The sequence below is a fragment of the Caulobacter sp. CCNWLW153 genome, assembly GCF_036889365.1.
GTDB lineage: Bacteria > Pseudomonadota > Alphaproteobacteria > Caulobacterales > Caulobacteraceae > Caulobacter > Caulobacter radicis.
This window is the reverse complement of the sequence record NZ_JBAKFV010000021.1, coordinates 59,102-80,590: the sequence shown is the minus strand read 5'-3', so window position 1 is coordinate 80,590 and position 21,489 is coordinate 59,102. Positions and strand designations below refer to the sequence as shown.

Here is a 21,489-nt window from a genome sequence, read left to right as displayed (position 1 = left end):
CGCTGACGAGGCGGGGGATTTAGCCCGGATAACGCCTCGTGACTGACGCCTCGCCCGTGCTCTTGAAGAGCTGGGGTCACCATGCACTACGGCGCTATCGATAGAGTGAACTGAAAGGACGACGACATGGCTTTGCTCGACGAGCTCAAATCTGACCAACTAGCGGCGCGCAAGCTGAACGACCGTCTGAAGGCTGACCTGCTCACCACGTTGATCGGCGAAGCTACGCAGATCACGACCGAGGAATTCAAGCGCGGCGTGACGGAAGTCACTGACGAAAAGGTTGTCGCAACCGTCGCTAAGTTCTTGAAGAACACGAAGCTGACGCTGGAAAATCTCGCGACCGAACGCGCGCGCCTGGTCGAAGCCGGTGGTGATACGTCGAAGGTGGACGAGCGGACCAAGGCGGCTGAAACCGAACTGGCGATCCTGTCCTCGTATGGCCCAAAGCAGATGACGGAATCGGAACTGCGCGAGGCCATCAACGACTTTCGGGCCAAGAACCCCGACGCCAACGTCGGGACGATCATGGCCCACCTGAAGACCAGCTTCGGCGGCCAGTATGACGGCAAGACGGCCAGCATGTTGGCCAGGGCTTGAATTGCGGTCGACTGCGCAGTCTCGCGGCGGGACTGCGCAGCGACGCTCCGCTCACTGACAGGGGCCGCCGAGAAGGCCGTCGCGGCCATGATCTGGACTATTCGCCGCGGCGCGGAAAATCAGATGAGGCGTTGCGATCGAGGGCGCTCAGCCCGCGCTCGCTCCGAGGTGCATGATCAGCATCAAACCGACTGTGGTGCTTGGACACTTTGTCCACGACGCTCAAACGAACAAAATTGGTAGGCTGCCCATTCCTCGGCAAAACGATGCGCATCCGCTTTCGATGCCATCCTGGAGCATCATTGTGACTTGGGTAGATTGGTTTCCTATCGTTTTCTTCCCGCTCAAAATCCTGGTGCTGGGAGTTGGCATGTTCTTCTCCATCAAGTGGCATTACGACCAAGGAAAGAAGAAGAAAAACGAGACCAAGTGACGTGACGGCGCTCCAGCCTAGAGCGCGGTCAGACCTACGATCGTCTGGCCGTCCAGCTTGAAGCGGACCTTGGTCCCGACCGCGAGATCCTTGAGCAGGGCCGGATCGGCGACCTTGAAGGCCATGGTCATCGGCGGCCACTTGAGGGCGGGGATCGCCTCGTGCGCCAGGGTGACCTTGCCGGCCTTGGCGTTGACGGCGCGCACCACGCCTACGGCCTCGATCGCCGAGGCCGCGGCGGGGGCGGCATGGCCCACATGACCGGCGTGGTCGTCGGTCTGGGCGACGGCCGGCTGGGCGAGAAGGACCAGGGCGGCGAGGCCGCCGACGATGGCGAGAACTTTCATGAGCTTACTCCGTGAACCAATGACTGTCGGGCGCTAGAACCAGGCCCGCAGGCCCAGCACCACGCTGGTGTCTGAAACCTCTTCCCCGGCGGCGCGCGCGTAGTCGGCGGTGCGCCCGAAGCGCCTACCCCAGGCGACGCCGACATAGGGCGCGAACGCGCGCCGCACCTCGTAGCGGAGGCGAAGGCCCAGTTCGGCGTCGGACAGGCCCGAGCCCGTGCCGGTCTCGGCAACGTCCTGGGCGGCGAAGTTGACCTCGGCGCGCGGCTGCAGAATCAGGCGCTGGGTCAGGCGCCAGTCGATCGCGCCTTCGGCCCGGGCCAGGACGTCGCCCTTGCTGGACACGAAGACCGCGCCCTCGGCCTCGATCCAGTAGGGCAACAGGGTCTCGAACCCCACGGTCGCATAGGTGCGCGACCTGGGCTCCAGGTCCTGGCGGACGCCGACCTGCAGGTCGGTATAGAGACCCATCGCCCGCGAATAGAGCGCCTGCACCTCGCCGCTCTCGACGCCGTGACGGTCGCCCTCGCCTTCCGACTTGATCACCAGCCGGTCGATGTCGCCGCCGAACCAGGCCTCGCCGGCCCAGTGATAGACGTCGGCGCCGGACCCGGCCCGGTATTCGAAGAGGCTGAGCATCACCTGCGAGGCCTGGGCTCCGCCGTGCTCCTGGCGCAGAACCGCCCGCGCCCACTCCATCGCGGCGGGATCGAAGATCCGGTCGGCGAGGTGGTCGGTCGGCGGCGGCGGGGCGGCGGTCTCGCGGTCGGGAAGCGGCGGCGGCTCCGTCGACGGTTCGGGCGACGGTTCGGGCGCCATCGCGCCCATGTCGTGGCCGGCGTGGGGGTCGGGCGCGGCCTGCGGAGCCGCTGACGTCGCGCTCATGTCGTGACCCGCGTGCGGATCGGCCGGAGCCGGCGCGTGATGGTCGTGCTGCGCCAGGGCCGGGCCGGCCCACAGCACCGGCAGCAGGACGATCAGGGCGGCCTTCATCGCGCGCCCTCCCCCTGGCCGTCCCGCACGCTGAAGACCTGAAACATCCCCGCGTGCATGTGGTAGAGCATGTGGCAGTGGAAGGCCCAGTCGCCGGTCTCGGCGGTGAAGTCGAAGGCGACCCGGCCGCCCGGCAGCACGATCACCGTGTGCTTGCGCGGCATGCGCCCGGGGGGACCGAAGGCCAGCTCGAAATAGTGGCCGTGCAGGTGGATCGGGTGGGCCATCATGGTGTCGTTGACCAGCACGACCCGCACGCGCTCGCCGTGCCGGAACGCGTAGGGCGGCGGCCTGTCGCTGAACTTGCGGCCGTCGAAGCCCCACATGAAGCGTTCCATGTTGCCGGTCAGGTGGATCTCGATCGACCGTTCCGGCGCGCGCTGGTCGGGATTGGGCTCCAGCGCCACGAGGTCGCGATAGACCAGCACCCGGTGGCCGGCGTCCGCCAGGCCCTGGCCGGGTTCGCCGGTGCGGTCCGCCGCCATCGGCGCCAGCATCTGCACGCCGGGGCCGAGCGGGACCTGCGGGGCGTTGTCGGGATTGCGCATCGACATGTCCATGTCGCCATGGTCCATGCCCCCCATTTCCATGCCCATGTCGCGCATGTTGGCCAGGGGACGCTTGCGCACGGGCGGGACCTCGGCGCTCATCCCCGGTCGCGGCGCTAGCGTGGCGCGCCCCAGCCCCGAGCGGTCGACCGACTCCGAGACGATGGTGAAGGCCTTGTCCTCGGCGGGCTGGACGATGACGTCGTAGGTCTCGGCGTTGCCGATCTGGAATTCGTCGACCTCGACGGGCCGCACGTGCTGGCCGTCGGCGGCGACCACGGTCAGCTTCAGCCCCGGAATGCGGACGTTGAACACCGACTGGGCGGCGGCGTTGATGAACCGCAGCCGCACCCGCTCGCCTGGCGCGAACAGGCCCGTCCAGTTGTCGCTGGGGCCTCGCCCGTTGATCAGGAAGGTGTAGGCCGCCCCAGTGACATCTGAAATGTCGGTCGGGTCCATCAGCATCCGGCCCCATTCCAGGCGCTCGGCCAGGGTCTGATCCTTGCCCTTCAGCAGGCCGGCGATGGTCTGGCGCTGATAGTTGAAGGCGCCGCTCTGCTGCTTGAGCCGGCGGAAGATCTGGTGCGGGTGGACGTGGCTGTGATCCGACAGCACCACGACATGCTCGCGGTCGAACGCGACGGGGTCCTCGCCGGCCGGATCGATGATCATCGGGCCGTAGTGGCCGACCTGCTCCTGCAGGCCCGAGTGGCTGTGGTACCAGAAGGTCCCCGACTGCCTGACCTTGAACTCGTAGACGAAGGTCTCGCCCGGCTTGATCCCCGGAAAGCTGACGCCAGGCACGCCGTCCATCTCGAACGGCACCAGCAGGCCGTGCCAGTGGATCGAGGTCTCCTCCTCCAGGCCGTTGCTGACGTGCAGCCGGACGGTCTGGCCCTCCTTCAGCCGGATCAGCGGCCCGGGCACGGTTCCATTGATCGTCACCGCATGGCTGGCGCGGCCGTCCACCGAGATGGAGGTGTGGCCGATCGTCAGCCGGATATCCTCGCCGCTCAGCGCCGCGGGCGAGCGCTCGGCCGCCTGCGCGGTGCGCGCCCAGGCGGGCAGCAGCTCGGCCAGCGCCGCGCCGCCGCCGAGGACCGCCAGGGATTGCAGGAAACGGCGGCGGTCCAGGGCCCCGCTGGGGATACGCATGTCAGTCCTTCGTACGGCGCGCCGGGGGAGCGCCCCTTCGGGCGCGACGCGGTCTTGTCCCATGCTACGCGCCCCACGCGCCCTTCCCTCAGCCTCGCGGCAAAATGTTTCAGGCCTCGGCCAGCCATTCGGCCAGCCGCCGGCGGGCCCGGTAGACGCGGGTCTCGACCGCCTTGGCGCTGACCTTCAGCAGATCGGCCGCCTCCTGCTGGGACAGCCCCTCCAGGCTGGTCAGGATCAGCGGCTCCTTCAACTGGTCGGGAAGCCGCGCGATCGCCCGCTCCAACCGCGCCATCTGCTCCGCGCGCAGGGCCTGCGTCTCCGGCCCCGCCGCCGGGTCGGCGTAGTCCGGAGTTCCCGGGGCGTCGATCGAACGCTCGCCCAGGATCAGCCGCCGCACCTTCAGGCGCCGGCCGCGATCGCGGCACTTGTTCAGGGCGATGGCGGCCAGCCAGGTCGAGAACGGGCGTGCGGGATCATAGCGGTCCAGCGCCTTCCAGGCGGCGACGAAGCTTTCCTGCACGACGTCGAGGGCCGCGTCGGCGTCGCCCAGGTGACGCCGGGCGAAGGCGTGGAGCCTGCCCTTGTGACGGCGCATGAGCAGGCTGAAGGCGAGGTCGTCGCCCCGCGCCGCCCTGCGGGCCAGCGCGCCGTCCTCCTCGTCGCCCGATGGCGGGGTCACGGGGTCTCGGGCGTGAGCGCTTCGCTGACGCGACGATCGAACTTGGCCGCCTGCGCCGGGGTCAGCTCCTTGCGCATGGCCAGCACGTGCTCGACGGTCTCCTTCTGCAGGGTCCCCATCGCGACATGGAAGCGCTCGACCGCCGCGGCGACCTCGGGCGTATATTCGTGCCGCGCCTGGATGGCGGCGGCCAGCTGGGCGTTGGCGGCCCGCAGCTCGGCCTCCCGCGCGCGTCGGCGCACGGCGAAGTCCTGCTCCAGCGCCTCGATGCGGCGATCCTGCTCGCCGGTCAGCTTCAGCTCGTTGTGGACGACGTCGTGCAGCGACGGCGCCTCGCGCTTGGGAAACAGATGGCCCGAGCCGAGCCAGCCGCCGCCGATCCCGGCCGCCAGGGCCAGCACCACGGTCAGCACCGCGCCGCGCGAAACCGCCATCACCGACCGTCCAGCAGGGTTGACGGCGCCAGGTGGGCGTCGACCGAGAAGGCCGCGATCTCGACCGGCCTGCTCGTCGTCGAGGTCGTGGCGAGGTTGCCGCCGATCATGCCGATCCCCAGGGCGGCCACCACCGCGGCGGCGCGCAGCGGCGTCAGCAGCATCCCGGAGGGCTGGCGCTGGGCGTCGATCCGCGCCCAGACCCGCCCCTCCAGGCCGTCCAGCCGGGCCTGCGGCTGGCGCCGCATCGCTTCGATCAAATGGTCGAGCTGTTCGCTCATGTCGGTTTCCCTGGCTCTCGACAGGACAATACGCCGGGCGCGGCCCGATCCCTCAACAAATGGCCGGTCCGCCCACCAACCGCGAAGGCCTACGGCGGCCTTCCGGTCATATTGCCGCAGGCCGAGCCGTCAGGAGACCCGAGCGGCTCGCGGAAAAGGCGAAAAGATTCCGGCCGGCCTCGTTCTATCCGGAAAATACGAAGACAACTCGCCCATAAGGCGAGCCCGGCGAACCTTGGCTTGGACGACGGGGTTTCCGCCCGAGCGTCGCCCCGGGAAACCATGGAACGTCGTTACTGATTTTGCGCGAACTCAACCTTAATCCGATCGGAAGGGCCGACCGACATCATGCCGGTCATCAGATCGACCGGCGGCTTCGTGGAGAGCGCCTTCCCGGTCCATCCGACTTCCACGCCGGCGACAGTCCCGCCGCCGTCGTGAGAAGGCCCCGCGCTCAAGCCCCTTGCGCGGGTCTGACAGGAGCGCCGCCCATCCCCCCCCCTCCGGGCGGCGCTCCTGCGCTTTTCCTCTCAGATCGCCTGCCTCAAAGCGCCTTCAGGCCGGCGCGATAGCGCTTCCAGTTCTGCACATAATGCAGGGCCGAGGCCTGCAGGATCATCGCCTGGTGCTCGCTGACCTCGCGGATGATCTTGCCCGGGGCGCCGACCACCATCGAGTTGTCGGGGATTTCCTTGCCCTCGGTGATCAGGGCGCCGGCCCCGATCAGGCAGTTCTTCCCGATCCTGGCGCCGTTGAGGATGATCGAGCCGATGCCGATCAGCGAGCCGTCGCCGATCGTGCAGCCGTGCAGCATGACCATGTGGCCGACCGTGACGTTGGCGCCGATGGTCAGCGGGATCCCGGCGTCGGTGTGCAGCACCGAACCGTCCTGGATGTTGCTGTTTTCGCCGATGGTGATCGGGTCGTTGTCGCCGCGCACCACCGCGCCCCACCAGACGCTGGCGTTCTGCTTGAGCACGACATTGCCCATCACGCTAGCGGTCGGGGCGATCCAATATTCGTCCTGCGGCGGAAGATCCGGCGCGATATCGCCCAACGAATAGACAGTCATCCGTGCACCCCGTGTTCTTTCGCCACGCAAAAACTTAATCGCTCAGAAACCATAATCACCCCATTGTAAATCCGGTGATTCGGCATGGAACATCCCTTCATCGGGAGACTTTCCTTCCGTATCCGCCGCGGACCATACCGACCGCGGCCTCCTGACGACGGAGAACAGGGTCTTGCGTTCGGCGTTCCGGCGTACAGCACCGCCTTCCTGGGGCTCCACCGAGCCGCCCGGCCGCGCCTGCGGCTCCGTCTTCTGCTCCGCCCATCGATCCAAGGACGACGCCTTACGGCCTCGTCCTTTTTTCATGCCTGAATGGAGGCTTTGATGACCAAGCGAGCCCTGAAGCGGATGGTGCGCGAAGGCGCCGACGGCCGCTACGACGACGACGCCAAGGTGCGTCGCCTGCCGGTGGAGCATCGCGGCGGCTGGTCGCCCCTCGGCGACGCCGACAACGCGCCCAGGGATCAGAGCTACATCAAGACGATAAAACCGAAATCGCCAGGCCAGGCGCAGCTCATGGAGGCCATGGATTCCAAGAACCTGGTCCTGGCCCTGGGCCCTGCCGGCACCGGCAAGACCTATCTGGCCATCGCCAAGGCCGTCGAGGCGCTCGAGGCCGGCCGGGTCAACCGCATCGTCCTGTCCCGCCCTGCCGTCGAGGCCGGGGAGTCGATCGGCTACCTGCCGGGCGACATGGAAGACAAGCTGGCCCCCTATCTGCGGCCGCTCTACGACGCCCTGACCGATCGCCTTTCGGTCAAGCGGATGCGGGCCCTGATGGCCGAGGGCGCCATCGAGATCGCCCCGGTCGGCTTCATGCGCGGCCGCACGCTGAACAACGCCTTCGTGGTGATCGACGAGGCCCAGAACTGCACCTACATGCAGCTGAAGATGCTGCTGACGCGCCTGGGCTGGCACTCGACCATGGTGGTGACGGGCGACCCGAACCAGTCGGACCTGCTGCCGGGGATCTCGGGCCTGGGCGACGTGGCCGACCGCTTCGAGCAGATGTCCAACATCGCCGTCGTCCGCCTGGAAGACCGCGACATCGTCCGCCACCCCCTCGTGGCCGAGATGCTGGGCGTTCTGTGACCCTAATTCTGTGATTTTGTAACAGCATATGCCCTTCCGGGCTTGAGTATGAGGCGGTCGGACGGCAAGGTCCGGCCGCCTTAACTGTTTGCGGAACCCGCATGTCCGATATCACCGCCGCCCCGCGCTCGGAGTTCACGCTCCGCGGCGTGATACTGGGCATCCTCATCACCGTCGTCTTCACGGCCGCCCAGGTCTATCTGGGCCTGAAGGTCGGCCTGACCTTCGCCACCTCGATCCCGGCCGCGGTGATCTCGATGGCCCTGCTGCGGTTCTTCCGCACCTCGACCATCCAGGAAAACAACATCGTCCAGACGATCGCCTCGGCCGCGGGCACGCTGTCGTCGGTGATCTTCGTGCTGCCGGGCCTGCTGATGATCGGCTGGTGGTCGGACATCCCGTTCCTGGCCACCTTCGGCATCTGCGCCGTCGGCGGCATCCTGGGCGTGATGTACACGATCCCGCTGCGCCGGGCGCTGGTCACCAACTCGCCCCTGCCCTACCCGGAAGGCGTCGCCGCCGCCGAGGTGCTGAAGGTCGGTTCGGGTTCGCGTGAAGGCGCGGCCGAGGGCAAGGCGGGCCTGTGGGCCGTGATCGCCGGCACCCTGGCGTCGGCCGCCTTCGCCGCGCTGGGCGCGGCCAAGATCTTCGCCGCCGAGGTCGCCGCCTTCGTCAAGGTCGGCAAGGGCGCGACCGGCATCGGCGCGTCCAGCTCGCTGGCCCTGATGGGCGCGGGCCACCTGATGGGCATCACCGTCGGCATCGCCATGTTCACCGGCCTGTTCATCGCCTGGGCCGTGCTGGTGCCGATCCTGACCGGCGTGTTCCCGGCCGAGGCCGGCGCCAGCGTTGCCGACCACGCCCTGACCGTCTGGGCCACCAAGGTGCGCTTCCTGGGCGCCGGCGTCATCGGCGCGGCCGCCATCTGGACCCTGGGCAAGCTGGTCGTGCCGATCTGGCGCGGCCTGGTTTCGGCCTTCGAGGCCGGCAAGGCCCGCCGTTCGGGCGGCGGCGACCTGCCGCGCGTCGAGCAGGACATCCCGCTGTTCGTCGTCGGCCTGGTGTCGATCGCCCTGCTGGCCCCGGCCGGCTGGCTGCTGGCCGCCTTCGCCCTGGGCGGTCCGGCCGGCGCTCTCGCCCTGCCGCTGACCATCGCCGCCGTCGCCTATCTGGTGTTCGCCGGCCTGCTGGCCGCCGCCGTCTGCGGCTACATGGCCGGCCTGATCGGCTCGTCCAACAGCCCGGTCTCGGGCATCGCCATCCTGACCGTTCTTGGCGCCTCGCTGCTGGTCGGGGCCATCGGCCGCGGCCTGATCGGCCCGGACGCCGCCAAGGCCCTGGTCGCCTTCGCCCTCTACGTCACCGCCACCGTCCTGGCCGTGGCCGTGGTGGCCAACGACAACCTGCAGGACCTGAAGACCGGCCAGCTGGTCGACGCCACCCCGTGGAAGCAGCAGTCGGCCCTGGTGATCGGCGTGCTCTCGGGCGCGACGGTCATCCCGTTCGTGCTCGACCTGCTGGCCAAGTCGAACGGCTTCGTCGGCGCCCCGAACCTCAACGTCGTGCCCGGCGCCGAGCCCCTGGCCGCGCCGCAGGCGACGCTGATCTCGACCCTGGCCAAGGGCGTCATCGGCCACAACCTGCAATGGGACCTGCTGGGCGTCGGCGCCCTCATCGGCCTGGCGCTCGTCGTGGTCGACATCGTCCTGCGCCGCGCCAGCAAGGACCGCTTCAGCCTGCCGCCGCTGGGCGTGGGCCTGGCCATCTATCTGCCCAGCGCCGTGACCGCCCCGGTGGTCGTCGGCGCCGTCGCCGGCTGGATCTTCGAGCGCGTGGTCTCCAAGGACCGCAAGGCCGAGGTCGCCAAGCGCCTGGGCGTGCTGATCGCCTCGGGCTTCATCGTCGGCGAGAGCCTGTTCAACGTGGCCCTGGCCCTGCTGATCGTCTCGACTAACAAGGGCGCGCCCCTGGCCATCGCCAATCCGCCGCCCGAGCACCTGGGGATGATCATCGCCATCATCGTCGCGGCCGTGGTGGTCGCCGGCCTCTACGGCTGGTGCCGGATCCAGGCGCGGAAGATGGAAGAGGCCTGATCGGCCTCTCTCCACTGAACAACAAAGACCCCGGACGGCCAGCGCCTTCCGGGGTCTTTTCGTTTGGGGACGGAAGCTCTGGCCTACTCCGGGGCCAGCACCGTGAACCAGACGTCCGCCCGGCGCTCGAAACCCAGGGCCCGGTAGAGCGCGTTGGCCCCGGCGTTGTCGGCGTAGCTGTGCAGGAACGGCGTCTCGCCCCGCGCCAGGATCGCCCCGGCCACGTGCGCCATCAGGCCGGCGGCGTAGCCCTTGCCGCGAAAATCGGGTCGGGTGCAGACGCCGCTGACCTCGGTGAAGCCGCTTGGCCGCATCCGCTCGCCGGCCATGGCCGCCAGCTCGCCGCGGACCTTCACGCCGACGAACGCGCCCAGCTCGTGGGTGCGCGAGAAGAACGGGCCAGGCTTGGTCAAGGTGGCCAGGGCCAGCATCTCTGGCGCGTCGGCCTCGCCCAGCGGGACGATTTCGAAGTCCAGCGGCTTCAGCGGCGTGATCGCCTCCGCCGCCATCTGCCAGCACAGGGCGCTGGACAGCACGGTCGTCCCCGGAACCGGCGGCGGCGGCGAAAGCTCCACCAGGCCGCTGTTTCCATGCGCGCGCACCAGCGCGCCCAAGGCCTCCAAGGCCTCCGGCGCCTCGTCGGCGACGGCGGCGAACAGGCCGAAATCAGGATCCATCCGCAAGGCCCCGCCGCGCGAAATGGCGAGGCTGGCCTGCCGGCCGGACAGGCTGGACCAGACGGGGCGGTCGAGGGGATGGCTCACGGGCAGTACGCCGCGATCAGGGCCTTCACCGCGCCGACGCTGGCCATGGCCGGCTTGTCGTCGCCGTCGAACATCTGGCTGGAGGTGAAGACCCCCTCGATCAGCAGCAGCAAGGCGTCGCCAAGCGCCTTCGGATCGCTCGCCCCCATCTCGCCGGCCTTGGCGCGCAGGCGATCGCGCAGCTGCTCCTTGTGGGCCTGCGAGACCATGCGGCCCACATGCTGTCGGTCGGGATACTCCACCGCGGCGTTGCTGAGCGCGCAGCCGCGATAGTCGTCACCGACCGAGCGCGCGGCCAGCCCCTCGAAATAGGCGACCATCTGGGCCCTGGGGTCGCCGGGAAAGGCGTCCTCGGCCGACTTGAAGCGGTCCCAGAAGCCCTCCTCCACCTCGCGCAGCACGGCGGCCACCAGGTCGTCCTTGGACTTGAAGCTGCGATAGAGGCTGGGCTTGGTCACCCCCGCCTTGCTGACGATCTCGTCGACGCCGACGGCGCGGATGCCTTCGCGGTAGAACAGGTCGCGGGCCGTCTCGAAGATCTTCTCGGCCGCACGGGGGCCCGGCCCGTAGGGCTGGAGATGCAGGGGGGCGTCGGCGTCGGATTTCGTCATCGGAAAGAAGGCCTCTTGACGATGTTACTAACCGGTACGTACAACGCCATCAAGACCCGTACCGATCGGTTACATTCTTCCTGAGCGAGGCGCTCCATGGCCACGATCCGTCGCCCCTTCGGCCGTAACTACGCCTTCGTGGTGGCCGGCGTGACCTTCCTGGCCCTGCTGGCGGCCGCAGGCCTTCGAGCCGCGCCGGGCGTGCTGATCCTGCCGCTGGAAAAGAGCTTCGGCTGGGACCGGGGCTCGATCTCGCTGGCCGCGGCGATCGGCATCTTCCTCTATGGCCTGACCGGTCCCTTCGCCGCCGCCCTGATGCAGTCGTTCGGCGTGCGCAAGACGGTGAGCCTGGCCCTGGTGCTGATGGCCGTCTCCACGGGCCTGTCGGCCTTCATGACGCAGAGCTGGCACTACGTCGCCACCTGGGGCGTGCTGGCCGGCTTCGGCAGCGGCGCGGTGGCCATGGTGCTGGGCGCGACCATCGTCAATCGCTGGTTCGTCGAGCGGCGCGGCCTGATGCTGGGCCTGCTGACGGCCGCGACGGCCACCGGCTCGCTGATCTTCCTGCCGGCCATGGCCTTCATCGCCGAGCACGGCGGCTGGCGCCCGGTGGTGCTGACGGTGGCCGCCGTCGCCGCCATCATGGCCCCGATCGCCTGGCTGCTGATCCCCGAACGGCCGTCCGACATCGGCCACAAGCCGTTCGGCGCGGGCGAGGACTGGCAGGAACCGCCGCGCGGCTCGGCGTCCAACGCGCTGGCCGGCGCCTTCGGGGCCCTGGCGCGCGCTTCCAGGACCCGCACCTTCTGGCTGCTGTTCCTGGGCTTTTTCATCTGCGGCCTGACCACCAACGGCCTGATCGGCGTGCACATGATCGCCTTCTGCGGCGATCGGGGCATGCCCGAGGTCCGCGCCGCCGGGCTCCTGGCCTTGATGGGCCTGTTCGATCTCTTCGGCACCACGGCGTCGGGCTGGCTGACCGACCGCTACGACCCGCGCAAGCTGCTCTTCGTCTACTACGCCCTGCGCGGCCTCTCGCTGATCTACCTGCCGTATTCGGACTTCTCGATCGTCAGCCTGTCGGTGTTCGCGGTGTTCTATGGCCTGGACTGGATCGCCACCGTGCCGCCCACCGCGCGCCTAGCCACCCAGGCCTTCGGCGACCGCGACGGCCCGATCGTGTTCGGCTGGATCGCCGCCGGCCACCAGTTGGGCGCGGCGACGGCGGCGGTGGGCGCGGGCATGATCCGCGCCGCCCAGGGCCAGTACGTCCAGGCCTTCGTCCTGGCGGGCGCGGCCGCCCTGATCGCGGCGGGCGCCTCGCTGCTGATCCGTCGCGAGGTGAAGGCGATGGCGGCCTGAACCCGCCTTCTCCGTAAAACCCCCGCGAAAGCGGGGGCCCAGGCGTTTTATCGTCAAGCGCCCCCGCGTTTCAGAAAAAGCCTGGGTCCCCGCTTTCGCGGGGATTTCGCGGAGGGATGCCGAAACAAAAACGGCCGCCCCGGAGAACCGGAGCGGCCGCTTCCAGCCTGAACAGGCGAAAGGCCTAGTCGAGGTCTTCGGCCAGGATGGCCATCTCGAACATGTACGAGCCGTCCTCGTCCTCGTCCTGGAAGACGACGCCGATGAACTCGCCCTTCACTTCGACCTCGGCCGAGTCCTTTTGCTTGGGACGGGCCTTCACGGCGATGTGGGGGTTGCCGAAGGTGCGCTTCAGGTGGGCTTCGAGCTTGGCGATGGCGGCGGCGTCCACGGGGGGCTCCTGATCTCGTTGGTGGTCTTTCGCCCCCGTGGGGCGGAATGGCGGGAAACTAGAGGTCCACGGCGCAAAGTGTAAGGCCTTTTGCGCGAGACGCCGCTCAGGTCTGTTGAGAAAACGGCGGTGGCGACGAGGCCCGGCCCTGCTCGACCAGCCAGTCCCGGAACCGCCGCGCCCCGCGCGAAGCTCCCGAACCGGGCGTCAGGGCGCAAAGCAAGGTAGGCTCGGGAACCATGCCCAGCGGCGCGACCAGCCGGCCGGCCGCCAGGTCTCGCTCCACGAAGGCGTGCGGAACCATGGCCACGCCCAGCCCCGCCGCCGCCGCCTCGATCATGTAGAAGTAATGGTCGAACTCGCGCACCAGCCCGGCCGGCGGCAGGGCGACGCCCGCTCGGCCGGCCCATTGGTCCCAGCCGTGCAGGAAGGTGCGGGTATGCAGGCGCGGCAGGGACAGCAGCCCCTCGATGCTCGCGGCCCGCGCGGCCAGGTCCGGCGCCACGACCGGACCGACATGGGTGTCGAGGAAGGCCGTCGCCTCGCTGTCGGGCGACGGCGGGCCGTCGGGATCGCGCATGCGGATGGCCAGGTCGATCCCGTCGGCGCGAAAATCGAACGGACCATTGGACTCTGCCACCCGCACCGGCGTGTCGGGAAAGCGCTCCAGGAAGTCGGGCAGGCGCGGGATCAGCCACTTCATCGCGAAGGTCGGCAGGCAAGAGACCACGGTCGGACGCGGTTCGTCCTCGGGCGGACGCGGCACGACCTCGTCCAGGATGTCGAAGGCCCTGGTCAGGCCCTGGGCCAGCTTCAGCCCCTGCTCGGTCATGGTCAGGCGGTTGCGCGGCCCCTCGGTCAAGGCGACGCCGAGATGGTCCTCCAACTGGCGGATCTGCCGGCTGACCGCGCCGTGGGTGACGCACAGCTCGTCGGCCGCCAGGGTCATGCGGCCGCGCCGGCCGAAGGCCTCGAAGGCGCGCAGGGCGTTCAGCGGCGGCAGCGGACGTCGGGCCATGTGACGAAACCTCACAGACCTCGACCGATAAGTCGTTAGCCGCGCCGGAGCAACCGCCGGATAAAGCGATGCATGGACAGACAGCGGAAAATCACGCCGGCCCAATGGGCGGCGGTCGCGGCGCTGTGGGCGCTGGCGATCTACGGAATGACAGTGAGGCCTGAACCGAGGCTGGAGACGGCGCGGCTGGCGGCGTGTCGCTGAGGGCCCAGGCTTTTTGTGCAATCAACGGCGCCTGACGATAAAACGCCTGGGTCCCCGCTTTCGCGGGGGTTTTACGGAAGAAAAGGACTCTCTACGGGAGGGCGGAGCCCTCAGATCACGTAGTCGTACACCACGTCGGCCAGGGTGTGGTCCATGGTCCGGGCCGGCTCTTCGCAGGTGGGGCAGTTGACGATGCGGGCCGGCACGCCAGCGGCCGTGCAGTGGGCCGGGATGGGCTTCAGCACCACCGAACCGGAGGCCACCTTGGCGTAGTCGCCGATCTGGATATTGCCCAGCACCTTGGCGCCCGCGCCCAGCAGCACGCCCTTGCCGATCTTGGGGTGGCGGTCGCCGCGTTCGGCGCCGGTGCCGCCCAGGGTCACGCCGTGCAGCATCGAGACGTCGTCGCCCACGACCGCCGTCTCGCCGATGACGATGCCGGTGCCGTGGTCGATGAACACGCCCGCGCCCACGCGCGAGGCCGGGTGGATGTCGACCTGGAAGACCTCGCTGGCGCGGCTTTGCAGGTAGAAGGCCAGGGTCTCGCGGTTGTTCTCCCACAGCCAGTGGGAGACGCGGTGGGTCTGCAGGGCCAGGAAGCCCTTGAAGAACAGGAACGGCTGGACATAGCCCTTGGTGGCCGGGTCGCGCTCGAACACCGCGCGCAGGTCGGCCTCGGCGGCGGCCACCAGGGCCGGGTCGCTTTCGAAGGCCTCGGCGGCGAACTCGCGGGCGGTCATGGCCCGCATTTCCTGGTCGCCCAGCTTGCGGGCCAGCTGGAAGGTCAGGGCGTCGGCCAGGTTGTCGTGGCTGAGGATCACGGCGTTGAGCAGCGAGGCCAGGGCCGGTTCGGCCTTGGCGGCATGTTCGGCCTGGTTGCGCAGCGCGGCCCAGACGGGCGGCGCGGCGCGCTCGGTCACGACTTCGAGGTGCTTGGCCACGGGGCTCTCCCTTCCCAGCGGAGACTAGAGCATATTTATTCAAAACGCTCCAGCCGAACAGGCGGCGCGCCGTTAACGCGCCAGGACGAGCGCGGCCAGATCGGCCGGCAACTCGCCCACGACCGCCATATGGTGCACTCGGAGCAGTAACGCCACCGTCAACGAGTCGGGCATTCGCCCAGCGACCGCCGCATCCAGCGCCTGCGCGAACGGCACGCGGGCCACGGCCAGGTCCTCGGTCTCGTCCGGCTCGGCCTTGGTGGATGAAAGGTCGAGCGCCAGGAAGCCATGGGCGACCTCGTCGCTGATCGAGTTGGAGAGCTCCATGGTCAGGATCGGGCGCCAGTCGGCCGCGACCAGCCCCACCTCTTCGGCCAGTTCGCGCTTGGCGCCGTCCAGCGGATCCTCGCCCATCGGCGCTCCGCCCTCGGGGATTTCCCAGCTGTAGTTGCCGCGCGGAAAGCGCGCCTGGCCGACCAGGGTCACCGTGCCGTCGGCATGCAGCGGCACGACGCCGATCGCCTGGTTCTTGAAGCTGACCTTGCCGTACAGGGCCGGATGTCCGGTCGGCGCGACAGCCTGGTGCTCCGTCACATTGATCCACGGATTGTCGTAGACCACCTTGGCGCTGGTGACGCTCCACGGTTCGCCGTGCGGTTTCAGCCAGTCGAATTTATCGGACATGCGAACGACTCGCGACTTGTGCCGGCCGGGGCGCGGCCATAGGTGACGTGCCTGTAGCGCGCTTTCAGGAGATCGTCTTGGCCGGTTCCATTCCCCCCGCCCCCGAATTCGGCGAACCGATCGCGATCGAGGCGGCGCCCGAGGTTCTCGCCTTCCTGGCGCGGCGCCGCTCGGCCTCGGCCATGGCGCTGGTTGCGCCGGGCCCCGGCGACGACGAGCTTTCCGACCTGCTGCGCCTGGCCGCGCGCGTGCCCGACCATGGCAAGCTCTTCCCCTGGAGGTTCGTGATCCTGCGCGGCGAGGCCAAGGCCGCCTTCGCCGCCAGGATCGCGCCCCTGGCCGCCGACCAGGCCAACCCGACCAAGGCCACGGCCGCCATGCGCAAGCTGACGACCCCGCCCCTGGCCATCGCCGTGATCTCGCGCCCCGTGCCGCACGAGGTGCCCGAATGGGAGCAGGTGATGAGCGCCGGGGCAGTCTGCACTCAGCTGCTGCTGGCCGCCTCGGCCATGGGCTATGGCGCCAACTGGATCACCGACTGGTACAGCTTCGACCAGCGAGCGCTCGACATCCTGGGCGTGGCCAAGAACGAGAAGGTCGCCGGCTTCCTCTATGTCGGCACGTCGGCGGAACAGCCGCTGGAGCGCGTGCGGCCGGACGTGGCGGCGATCACGAGCGAGTGGGTGGGATAAGCAGGCTGAAATGCCTGTGTTTCCGCTTGGCGATGCACGGTGATAGACACATATTAAAGCCATGAAAGTCACGTCGACCGAGACTTTGAAAGCTTTGCGTCAAGCGCGGGAACAATATGGTTCCTGGGCGGAGGTGATCGCGCATTCCAAGCCCGACAAGGACGGAGTGCTTCGCCTGCCCCCGACGCAGGAGGACGACAAGAACTCACCTGGACAATCGCCGACACGGCGCACTGGGTGATCTTCAGCCTTACGCTCGTTCTCGCAATCTTTTTGCTAGCGCCAGGCTTCGCGTTCGTCGCCGGCGTTTATTCCGGCGGCTTTCGGACCGGCCTAGAAGCATCTCCTCCACCGCCCAACTCGGTGATCACGCTTGCCTTGGTGGCCAGCGGAGCGCTTGCCGCCCACTTTTGCTGGGCGGGACTGTACGGCTTGGGCGAACTCTTGTGCGGCCTGCTCGATATCGGCTGGAAGAACGCTCATCCCAACCCCTACGCCGTGGCTCTGCACTGGCCGCAGTCGGAAGGCAGAGCACGCGGCCTAGACCTGCTCTGGGCTCTAGGCAACCTGGTCCTGCTGACCGTGCTCACCTTCATCGCCACGCACTATGCGGTAGGTTGGCAGCTGGCTTCAAAAAGCCCTGTCAGAAGCGCGCTGTATGGATGGGTGGCCGAAGCCACGGCCGCACAGGGCGCCATCGCCCACGTCGTCACCAACTTGGAACTTGATGGGGCCGCGGTCGGCTATGAGGGCGTTCTCAAGCACCTGACCTTGGACTCCTCCAAGAAGATCGTTTCACTGGTGCTTGCAGAGTGCGAACTCTTCACCCTGGTGGCCAAGGGCGGCCTCGTCCATCACGTCCGCAATCCACGCGACAAGCCGCTGCCCAACATAGTGCTTTCGGGGGAGGCGATCCGAAACGTCGCCTTCACCCCTATCGGACTACCCACCGCCTAGAAGGCTCTCACCCCCGGCCGCGATACGGCGCCACGCCCTGGTCGGGCACCCACAGGCCTTCCGGCGCGGGGCCGGTCTGCCAGAAGACGTCGATCGGGATGCCGCCGCGCGGGTACCAGTAGCCGCCGATGCGCAGCCAGCGGGGCTTGGCGACCTCGACGATCTTGCGGGCCACCTTGACCGTGCAGTCCTCGTGGAACGAGCCGTGGTTGCGGAAGCTGGTCAGGTAGAGCTTCAGCGACTTGCTCTCGATCAGCCAGTCGCCCGGCGCGTAGTCGATGACGAGGTGGGCGAAGTCGGGCTGGCCCGTCACCGGGCAGAGCGAGGTGAATTCGGGCGCCACGAAGCGCGCCAGGTACAGCACGTCGTTCTGCGGGTTCGGCACGGCCTCGAGCACGGCCTCTTCCGGGCTGGCGGGAGCGGCGACGGTCTGGCCCAGCTGGGTCACGGAAAGTTCGGTCATGGCGGCGATTTAGGCCCGCGCCCCCGGCGAGACAAGCGCCGGCGCCCTCGCTACGGTGTCACAAACACTTGTTTGGGAGAGAAACGATGACCGGACGCGACTTCGACGGCTTCACGGTGGTGGTCACGGGGGCCTCGACGGGCCTGGGCCGGGCGATCGCAATCGAGACCGCCCGCCGGGGCGCGGGGCTCATCGTCGTCAACTTCGCCCGCAGTGCAGAGGAGGCCGAGGAGACCGCCCGCCAGGTCGAGGCCCTGGGCGCCAGGGCCGTGCTGGCGAAGGGCGACGTCGCCGACGACGCCGACTGCCGGAAGATCGTCGAGGCCGCCGCGCTCTCCGGCCGCATCGACGCCCTGTTCAACAACGCCGGCATGACCAAGTTCGCCCCGCAGCACGGCGATCTCGACGCGGTGAACGCCGAGGACTTCCTCAAGCTCTATTCGGTCAACGTGGTGGGGGCCTTCCAGATGGTCCGGGCCGCCCGAACCCTTCTCGAGGCCGCGCCGCGTCCGGGCGCCGTGGTCAACACCAGCTCAATCGCGGGCGTCATGGGCAACGGCTCGTCGGTGCCCTACGCGGCCTCGAAGGGCGCCATGACCACCATGACCCTGTCATTGGCTCGCGCCCTGGCTCCGAAGATCCGGGTCAACGCCATCTGCCCCGGCTTCATCGACACCCCATGGTTCGGCAAGGCCATGGACGAGGACAGCGTCGCCCGCCTGCGAGCCGGAGCCGCCGCCGCCACGCCGCTGCAGGTCGCCTCGACCGCAGAGGACGTCGCCGGGGCCGCGGTGTTCCTGGCCTCGCCCGCCGCCCGCCACGTCACCGGCGAGACCCTGCTCGTCGACGCCGGCCTGCATCTGGGCGCCGCGACGTTGTCGATGCGCTGAAGTCGCACGCAAACGCGGATCGACAACTTGACGACAACTGTGGCCGATGCGCCGACATTGCAGCAAATGCGCCACAGTTGCCCAAGTTTTGGGCGATCCATGTTCTTATTGCTGGCGCTGTGCCCCCGCTGATTGCAACTAAAGCATGGCCCGCGGTTAATCCCGGCTTGTGAAGGAACGCGCTTGCAGGCGCCGCACAAGTTGGGACCACACTCCCGGCGGGCTACACAAAAAAGGGGATAACACGGATGAAGATCTTCAAGCTCGCGCTGGCCGCCGCCACCGCCTCGGTCGCCCTCGGCGGCGCCGCGATGGCTCAGGAAGTCAGCCTTTCGTACAATGTCGGCATCGCCAGCGACTACGTGTTCCGCGGCGTCAGCCAAACCAACGAAGACCCGCAAGTGTTCGGCGGCGTCGACCTCGGCTACGGCGTCGGCTACGCTGGCGTGTGGGCTTCGAACGTCGATTTCGGCACCGATGACCCGAGCGTGGAAGTCGACTTCTACGCCGGCGTGAAGCCGACCGTCGGCGACGTGTCGATGGACTTCGGCGTCCTGTACTACGGCTACTCGAAGGACAAGGGCCTGACCCCCGGCAAGTACAGCTACACTGAGCTGAAGGCCGCCATCTCCAAGCCGGTCGGCAAGGCCACCCTCGGCGGCGCCGTCTACTTCTCGCCGGAATGGCCGGGTGACCTGTCGACCGCCGTCTACTACGAAGCCAACGGCTCGATCCCTCTGAACGACAAGTTCTCGCTGAGCGGCGCCCTGGGCAAGCAGACCATCGAGGACGGCGCCGACTACACCACCTGGAACCTGGGCGTCGCCTATGCCCTCAACGACAAGCTCGCGCTCGACGTCCGCTACTGGGACACCAGCGAGCATGACTTCGGCAGCATCTACGACTCGCGCGTCGCCGTGTCGCTGAAGGCTTCCTTCTAAGTCAGGTCCTTCGGGACCGACGAACGAGCCGCCCGGGTCCGCCCGGGCGGCTTTTTCTTTGTCCGAACGCGCGCCGGCTAACGCCCGGCCCAGGCCGCCTCGATCTCGGGCGTGTCGACCAGCAGGGCGAAGGACAGGCCCAGACTCTTCAGCGCGCCCTCGTGCAGGTCGGGCTCATAGGCCGCGCAGGCGTCGCCAGCGACGAAGACGTGATAGTCGCGATGGAAGGCGTCGCGCACCGTGCTGTCGACGCAGCATTCGGTGGTCAGGCCGCAGACCACCAGCGTGTCCACGCCGCGCGCGCGCAGCCGGGCATCGATGTCCGTGCCGACGAAGGCGCTGTATCGCGGCTTGTAAATCACCAGCTCGCCCGCCTGAGGCAAGGGGCCGTGGAAGTCGGCGCCGCGCGTCCCCTTGCGACAGATCACCCGCTCGATCTCGGGATCGCCGCCACGCCGGCGCATGCGCTCCAGAACCACGGGCGGATCCGTCTCCGGCGTGGTCTCCAGGCCGACGAACACCACCGGCGCGCCGGCCGCCCGCGCGGCGACCGCCAGTCGCTGGGCCTGCTCCAGCGCCCCGGCGGCGGCCGACAGGTCGACGCCGAACCGGCCGATGACGCCGTCGGGCGCGGCGAAGTCCACCTGCATGTCGACGATCACCAGCGCCGTCCGCGCCGGGGCGATCCAGGCGGCCAGGCCGTCCTGGGCGATGATCGGCGTCGCGTTCACGGATAGGCCTCCCGCAGGCCGGGCAGGATCTCGGCGCCGAACATCGCCAGACCGGCCTCGTAGTCGGGGAAGATCAGCATCAGCCCGTCCAGCTCGCAGGTTTCGACCAGGTCGCGGATCCGCGCGCCGCAGGTCGCGGGCGCGCCGATCACGGTGCGGGTCATGAACGCGCCCTGCCGCGCGGCGGTTTCGGCCAGGCGCTCGGGCGGCACGCCCCAGTTCGACAACATGGTGGTGACCGCGCCCATGTCCACCCCGTCGCGATAGCGGTCGGCCAAGTCTTGCGCCTGCGCGTCGGTATCGGCGTGGACCACGGTGCACATGGCGTAGGTGCGGATCGCCTTGCCCAGCTGCGCCGCCCGCGCCTTGGCCCGTCGGCTGGCCTCGCGCAGCGCCGCCTCGTCCTCGCCGCCGATGAAGCAGGCGTCGGCCTCGGCGACGGCGAAGGCAAAGCCGCGCTCGGAGACGCCCGCGCAGATCAGGTCCGGGCGCGGCTTGCTTAGCGGCTTGGGCTTGGACTGGCAGTCGGTCAGGGTGAAGAAGCGGCCTTCGTGGCTGACGCTGTCCTCGGTCCACAGGCGCTTGACCAGGCGGGTCCACTCCTCGGCCAAGGCGTAGCGGTCGTCGTGATCGAGGCCGTCGTCCCAGGCGCCCATCTGGGCGAACTCGTCGCGATAGGCCCCGGCGACGATGTTGAGGCCGGCGCGGCCGCCGCTGATGTGGTCGAGAGTGGAAATCAGCTTGGCCGCCACGGCCGGGTTCTGCAGCAGCGGATGCAGCGTGGCCCAGATCTTCACGCGGCTGGTCGCCTCGGCCAGGGCGGCCATCAGGGTCACCGACTCCAGGGCCGCGCCCCAGTGGTCGGTGTCGCCGCCGAAGCCGCGGAACTTGGCCATCGACATCACGAAGTCGAGGCCGATCTGGTCGGCCAGCACGGCGGCGGCGCGGTTCTGCGGATAGAGGCCGTCGAGCGGCGGCGTCGTGCTGGAGACGATCCAGCCGCCGTTCGCCACGGGCAGGAAGACGCCAAACTCCTTGCGCCCGCCTTCTCGCCCCATCGTCGCCTCCACGCCCGCTCGCTCAACTTCGAGTCAGGCGCGACCATAGACC

The 21,489-nt window shown here is 68.6% G+C and carries 25 protein-coding genes; 9 read left to right on the top strand and 16 right to left on the bottom strand.

The features are described from left to right. Nucleotides 1-126 precede the first annotated feature (126 nt). Both V6S85_RS24410 and V6S85_RS24405 read left to right on the top strand, forming a co-directional pair. Nucleotides 127-600, top strand: a complete 474-nt coding sequence (locus V6S85_RS24410; protein WP_334350562.1) for a GatB/YqeY domain-containing protein — start codon at nucleotides 127-129, stop codon at nucleotides 598-600. A 172-nt stretch (nucleotides 601-772) separates the two neighbouring features. After that, nucleotides 773-1,033 carry a hypothetical protein gene (locus V6S85_RS24405; RefSeq protein WP_334350561.1) on the top strand — a complete coding sequence of 87 codons (261 nt, stop codon included), beginning with the start codon at nucleotides 773-775 and terminating at the stop codon, nucleotides 1,031-1,033. Nucleotides 1,034-1,050: 17 nt separating this feature from the next. On the opposite strand, the gene V6S85_RS24400 is transcribed toward V6S85_RS24405, so the two are convergent. The 7 genes from V6S85_RS24400 to V6S85_RS24370 all read right to left on the bottom strand — a co-directional run bounded on the left by V6S85_RS24400 (nucleotide 1,051) and on the right by V6S85_RS24370 (nucleotide 6,545). Then, nucleotides 1,051-1,380 (bottom strand): copper-binding protein, encoded by a 330-nt coding sequence (locus tag V6S85_RS24400; protein ID WP_116565633.1) that lies wholly within the window; start codon nucleotides 1,378-1,380, stop codon nucleotides 1,051-1,053. Between the two features lie 33 nt (nucleotides 1,381-1,413). Then, nucleotides 1,414-2,373 (bottom strand): copper resistance protein B, encoded by a 960-nt coding sequence (locus V6S85_RS24395; protein WP_334350560.1) that lies wholly within the window; start codon nucleotides 2,371-2,373, stop codon nucleotides 1,414-1,416. Further along, on the bottom strand, nucleotides 2,370-4,076 hold the full coding sequence (locus V6S85_RS24390) for a copper resistance system multicopper oxidase (protein ID WP_334350559.1): 1,707 nt from the start codon (nucleotides 4,074-4,076) through the stop codon (nucleotides 2,370-2,372). The genes V6S85_RS24395 and V6S85_RS24390 overlap by 4 nt, the downstream gene beginning before the upstream one ends. A 109-nt stretch (nucleotides 4,077-4,185) precedes the next feature. Then, nucleotides 4,186-4,758, bottom strand: a complete 573-nt coding sequence (locus V6S85_RS24385) for an RNA polymerase sigma factor (RefSeq protein ID WP_243410492.1) — start codon at nucleotides 4,756-4,758, stop codon at nucleotides 4,186-4,188. Next, complete coding sequence (locus V6S85_RS24380) at nucleotides 4,755-5,192, bottom strand: periplasmic heavy metal sensor (protein WP_165828731.1); 438 nt, start codon at nucleotides 5,190-5,192, stop codon at nucleotides 4,755-4,757. The genes V6S85_RS24385 and V6S85_RS24380 overlap by 4 nt, the downstream gene beginning before the upstream one ends. After that, a complete protein-coding gene (locus V6S85_RS24375; RefSeq protein ID WP_116565641.1) occupies nucleotides 5,192-5,473 on the bottom strand; it encodes a hypothetical protein in 282 nt (93 codons plus the stop codon). The genes V6S85_RS24380 and V6S85_RS24375 overlap by 1 nt, the downstream gene beginning before the upstream one ends. 544 nt (nucleotides 5,474-6,017) lie before the next feature. Continuing rightward, the gene (locus V6S85_RS24370) at nucleotides 6,018-6,545 is read right to left on the bottom strand and encodes a gamma carbonic anhydrase family protein (RefSeq protein WP_334350558.1); all 528 of its coding nucleotides are present in this window, start codon (nucleotides 6,543-6,545) and stop codon (nucleotides 6,018-6,020) included. A gap of 312 nt (nucleotides 6,546-6,857) precedes the next feature. Here V6S85_RS24370 and V6S85_RS24365 point away from each other — a divergent pair, with 312 nt between their 5' ends. Together V6S85_RS24365 and V6S85_RS24360 are read left to right on the top strand one after the other, a co-directional pair. Then, nucleotides 6,858-7,637, top strand: a complete 780-nt coding sequence (locus V6S85_RS24365; protein ID WP_116488730.1) for a PhoH family protein — start codon at nucleotides 6,858-6,860, stop codon at nucleotides 7,635-7,637. Between the two features lie 101 nt (nucleotides 7,638-7,738). Further along, the gene (locus V6S85_RS24360) at nucleotides 7,739-9,730 is read left to right on the top strand and encodes an OPT family oligopeptide transporter (protein WP_116565645.1); all 1,992 of its coding nucleotides are present in this window, start codon (nucleotides 7,739-7,741) and stop codon (nucleotides 9,728-9,730) included. Nucleotides 9,731-9,813: 83 nt separating this feature from the next. Here V6S85_RS24360 and V6S85_RS24355 read toward each other — a convergent pair whose 3' ends face one another. After that, nucleotides 9,814-10,494, bottom strand: coding sequence for a GNAT family N-acetyltransferase (locus tag V6S85_RS24355; protein ID WP_334350557.1), 681 nt, complete (start codon nucleotides 10,492-10,494; stop codon nucleotides 9,814-9,816). Next, nucleotides 10,491-11,105: a TetR/AcrR family transcriptional regulator gene (locus tag V6S85_RS24350; RefSeq protein WP_116565647.1), complete on the bottom strand. Its 615-nt coding sequence runs from the start codon at nucleotides 11,103-11,105 to the stop codon at nucleotides 10,491-10,493. The genes V6S85_RS24355 and V6S85_RS24350 overlap by 4 nt, the downstream gene beginning before the upstream one ends. Nucleotides 11,106-11,201: 96 nt before the next feature. On the opposite strand from V6S85_RS24350, the gene V6S85_RS24345 reads away from it, so the two are divergent. After that, nucleotides 11,202-12,467, top strand: a complete 1,266-nt coding sequence (locus V6S85_RS24345) for an MFS transporter (protein WP_334350556.1) — start codon at nucleotides 11,202-11,204, stop codon at nucleotides 12,465-12,467. Nucleotides 12,468-12,651: 184 nt separating this feature from the next. Here V6S85_RS24345 and V6S85_RS24340 read toward each other — a convergent pair whose 3' ends face one another. The 4 genes from V6S85_RS24340 to V6S85_RS24325 form a co-directional block, all read right to left on the bottom strand. Next, entirely contained in the window at nucleotides 12,652-12,858 is a 207-nt protein-coding gene (locus V6S85_RS24340; RefSeq protein ID WP_101711814.1) for a DUF3126 family protein, read from the bottom strand. Nucleotides 12,859-12,964: 106 nt separating this feature from the next. Then, nucleotides 12,965-13,876 (bottom strand): LysR substrate-binding domain-containing protein, encoded by a 912-nt coding sequence (locus V6S85_RS24335; protein WP_334350555.1) that lies wholly within the window; start codon nucleotides 13,874-13,876, stop codon nucleotides 12,965-12,967. A 314-nt stretch (nucleotides 13,877-14,190) separates the two neighbouring features. After that, on the bottom strand, nucleotides 14,191-15,021 hold the full coding sequence (cysE, locus tag V6S85_RS24330; protein ID WP_116565653.1) for a serine O-acetyltransferase: 831 nt from the start codon (nucleotides 15,019-15,021) through the stop codon (nucleotides 14,191-14,193). A gap of 72 nt (nucleotides 15,022-15,093) precedes the next feature. Continuing rightward, nucleotides 15,094-15,705, bottom strand: coding sequence for an NUDIX domain-containing protein (locus tag V6S85_RS24325; protein ID WP_116565655.1), 612 nt, complete (start codon nucleotides 15,703-15,705; stop codon nucleotides 15,094-15,096). Nucleotides 15,706-15,782: 77 nt separating this feature from the next. On the opposite strand from V6S85_RS24325, the gene V6S85_RS24320 reads away from it, so the two are divergent. Both V6S85_RS24320 and V6S85_RS24315 read left to right on the top strand, forming a co-directional pair. Continuing rightward, nucleotides 15,783-16,397 (top strand): nitroreductase family protein, encoded by a 615-nt coding sequence (locus V6S85_RS24320; RefSeq protein ID WP_116565657.1) that lies wholly within the window; start codon nucleotides 15,783-15,785, stop codon nucleotides 16,395-16,397. Nucleotides 16,398-16,634: 237 nt separating this feature from the next. Next, a complete protein-coding gene (locus V6S85_RS24315; protein ID WP_334350554.1) occupies nucleotides 16,635-17,354 on the top strand; it encodes a hypothetical protein in 720 nt (239 codons plus the stop codon). Nucleotides 17,355-17,361: 7 nt separating this feature from the next. On the opposite strand, the gene queF is transcribed toward V6S85_RS24315, so the two are convergent. After that, nucleotides 17,362-17,817 (bottom strand): preQ(1) synthase, encoded by a 456-nt coding sequence (queF, locus tag V6S85_RS24310; RefSeq protein ID WP_101716658.1) that lies wholly within the window; start codon nucleotides 17,815-17,817, stop codon nucleotides 17,362-17,364. Nucleotides 17,818-17,885: 68 nt separating this feature from the next. Here queF and V6S85_RS24305 point away from each other — a divergent pair, with 68 nt between their 5' ends. Further along, nucleotides 17,886-18,707, top strand: a complete 822-nt coding sequence (locus tag V6S85_RS24305) for an SDR family NAD(P)-dependent oxidoreductase (RefSeq protein WP_334350553.1) — start codon at nucleotides 17,886-17,888, stop codon at nucleotides 18,705-18,707. Between the two features lie 248 nt (nucleotides 18,708-18,955). Beyond that, on the top strand, nucleotides 18,956-19,648 hold the full coding sequence (locus tag V6S85_RS24300) for a TorF family putative porin (RefSeq protein ID WP_116488719.1): 693 nt from the start codon (nucleotides 18,956-18,958) through the stop codon (nucleotides 19,646-19,648). Between the two features lie 77 nt (nucleotides 19,649-19,725). Here the strand turns inward: V6S85_RS24300 and V6S85_RS24295 are convergent, their stop codons facing one another. Next, complete coding sequence (locus V6S85_RS24295) at nucleotides 19,726-20,379, bottom strand: cysteine hydrolase family protein (RefSeq protein WP_334350552.1); 654 nt, start codon at nucleotides 20,377-20,379, stop codon at nucleotides 19,726-19,728. Next, entirely contained in the window at nucleotides 20,376-21,437 is a 1,062-nt protein-coding gene (locus V6S85_RS24290; protein ID WP_334350551.1) for an LLM class flavin-dependent oxidoreductase, read from the bottom strand. Before V6S85_RS24290 ends, V6S85_RS24295 begins: the two co-directional genes overlap by 4 nt. Nucleotides 21,438-21,489 lie beyond the last annotated feature (52 nt).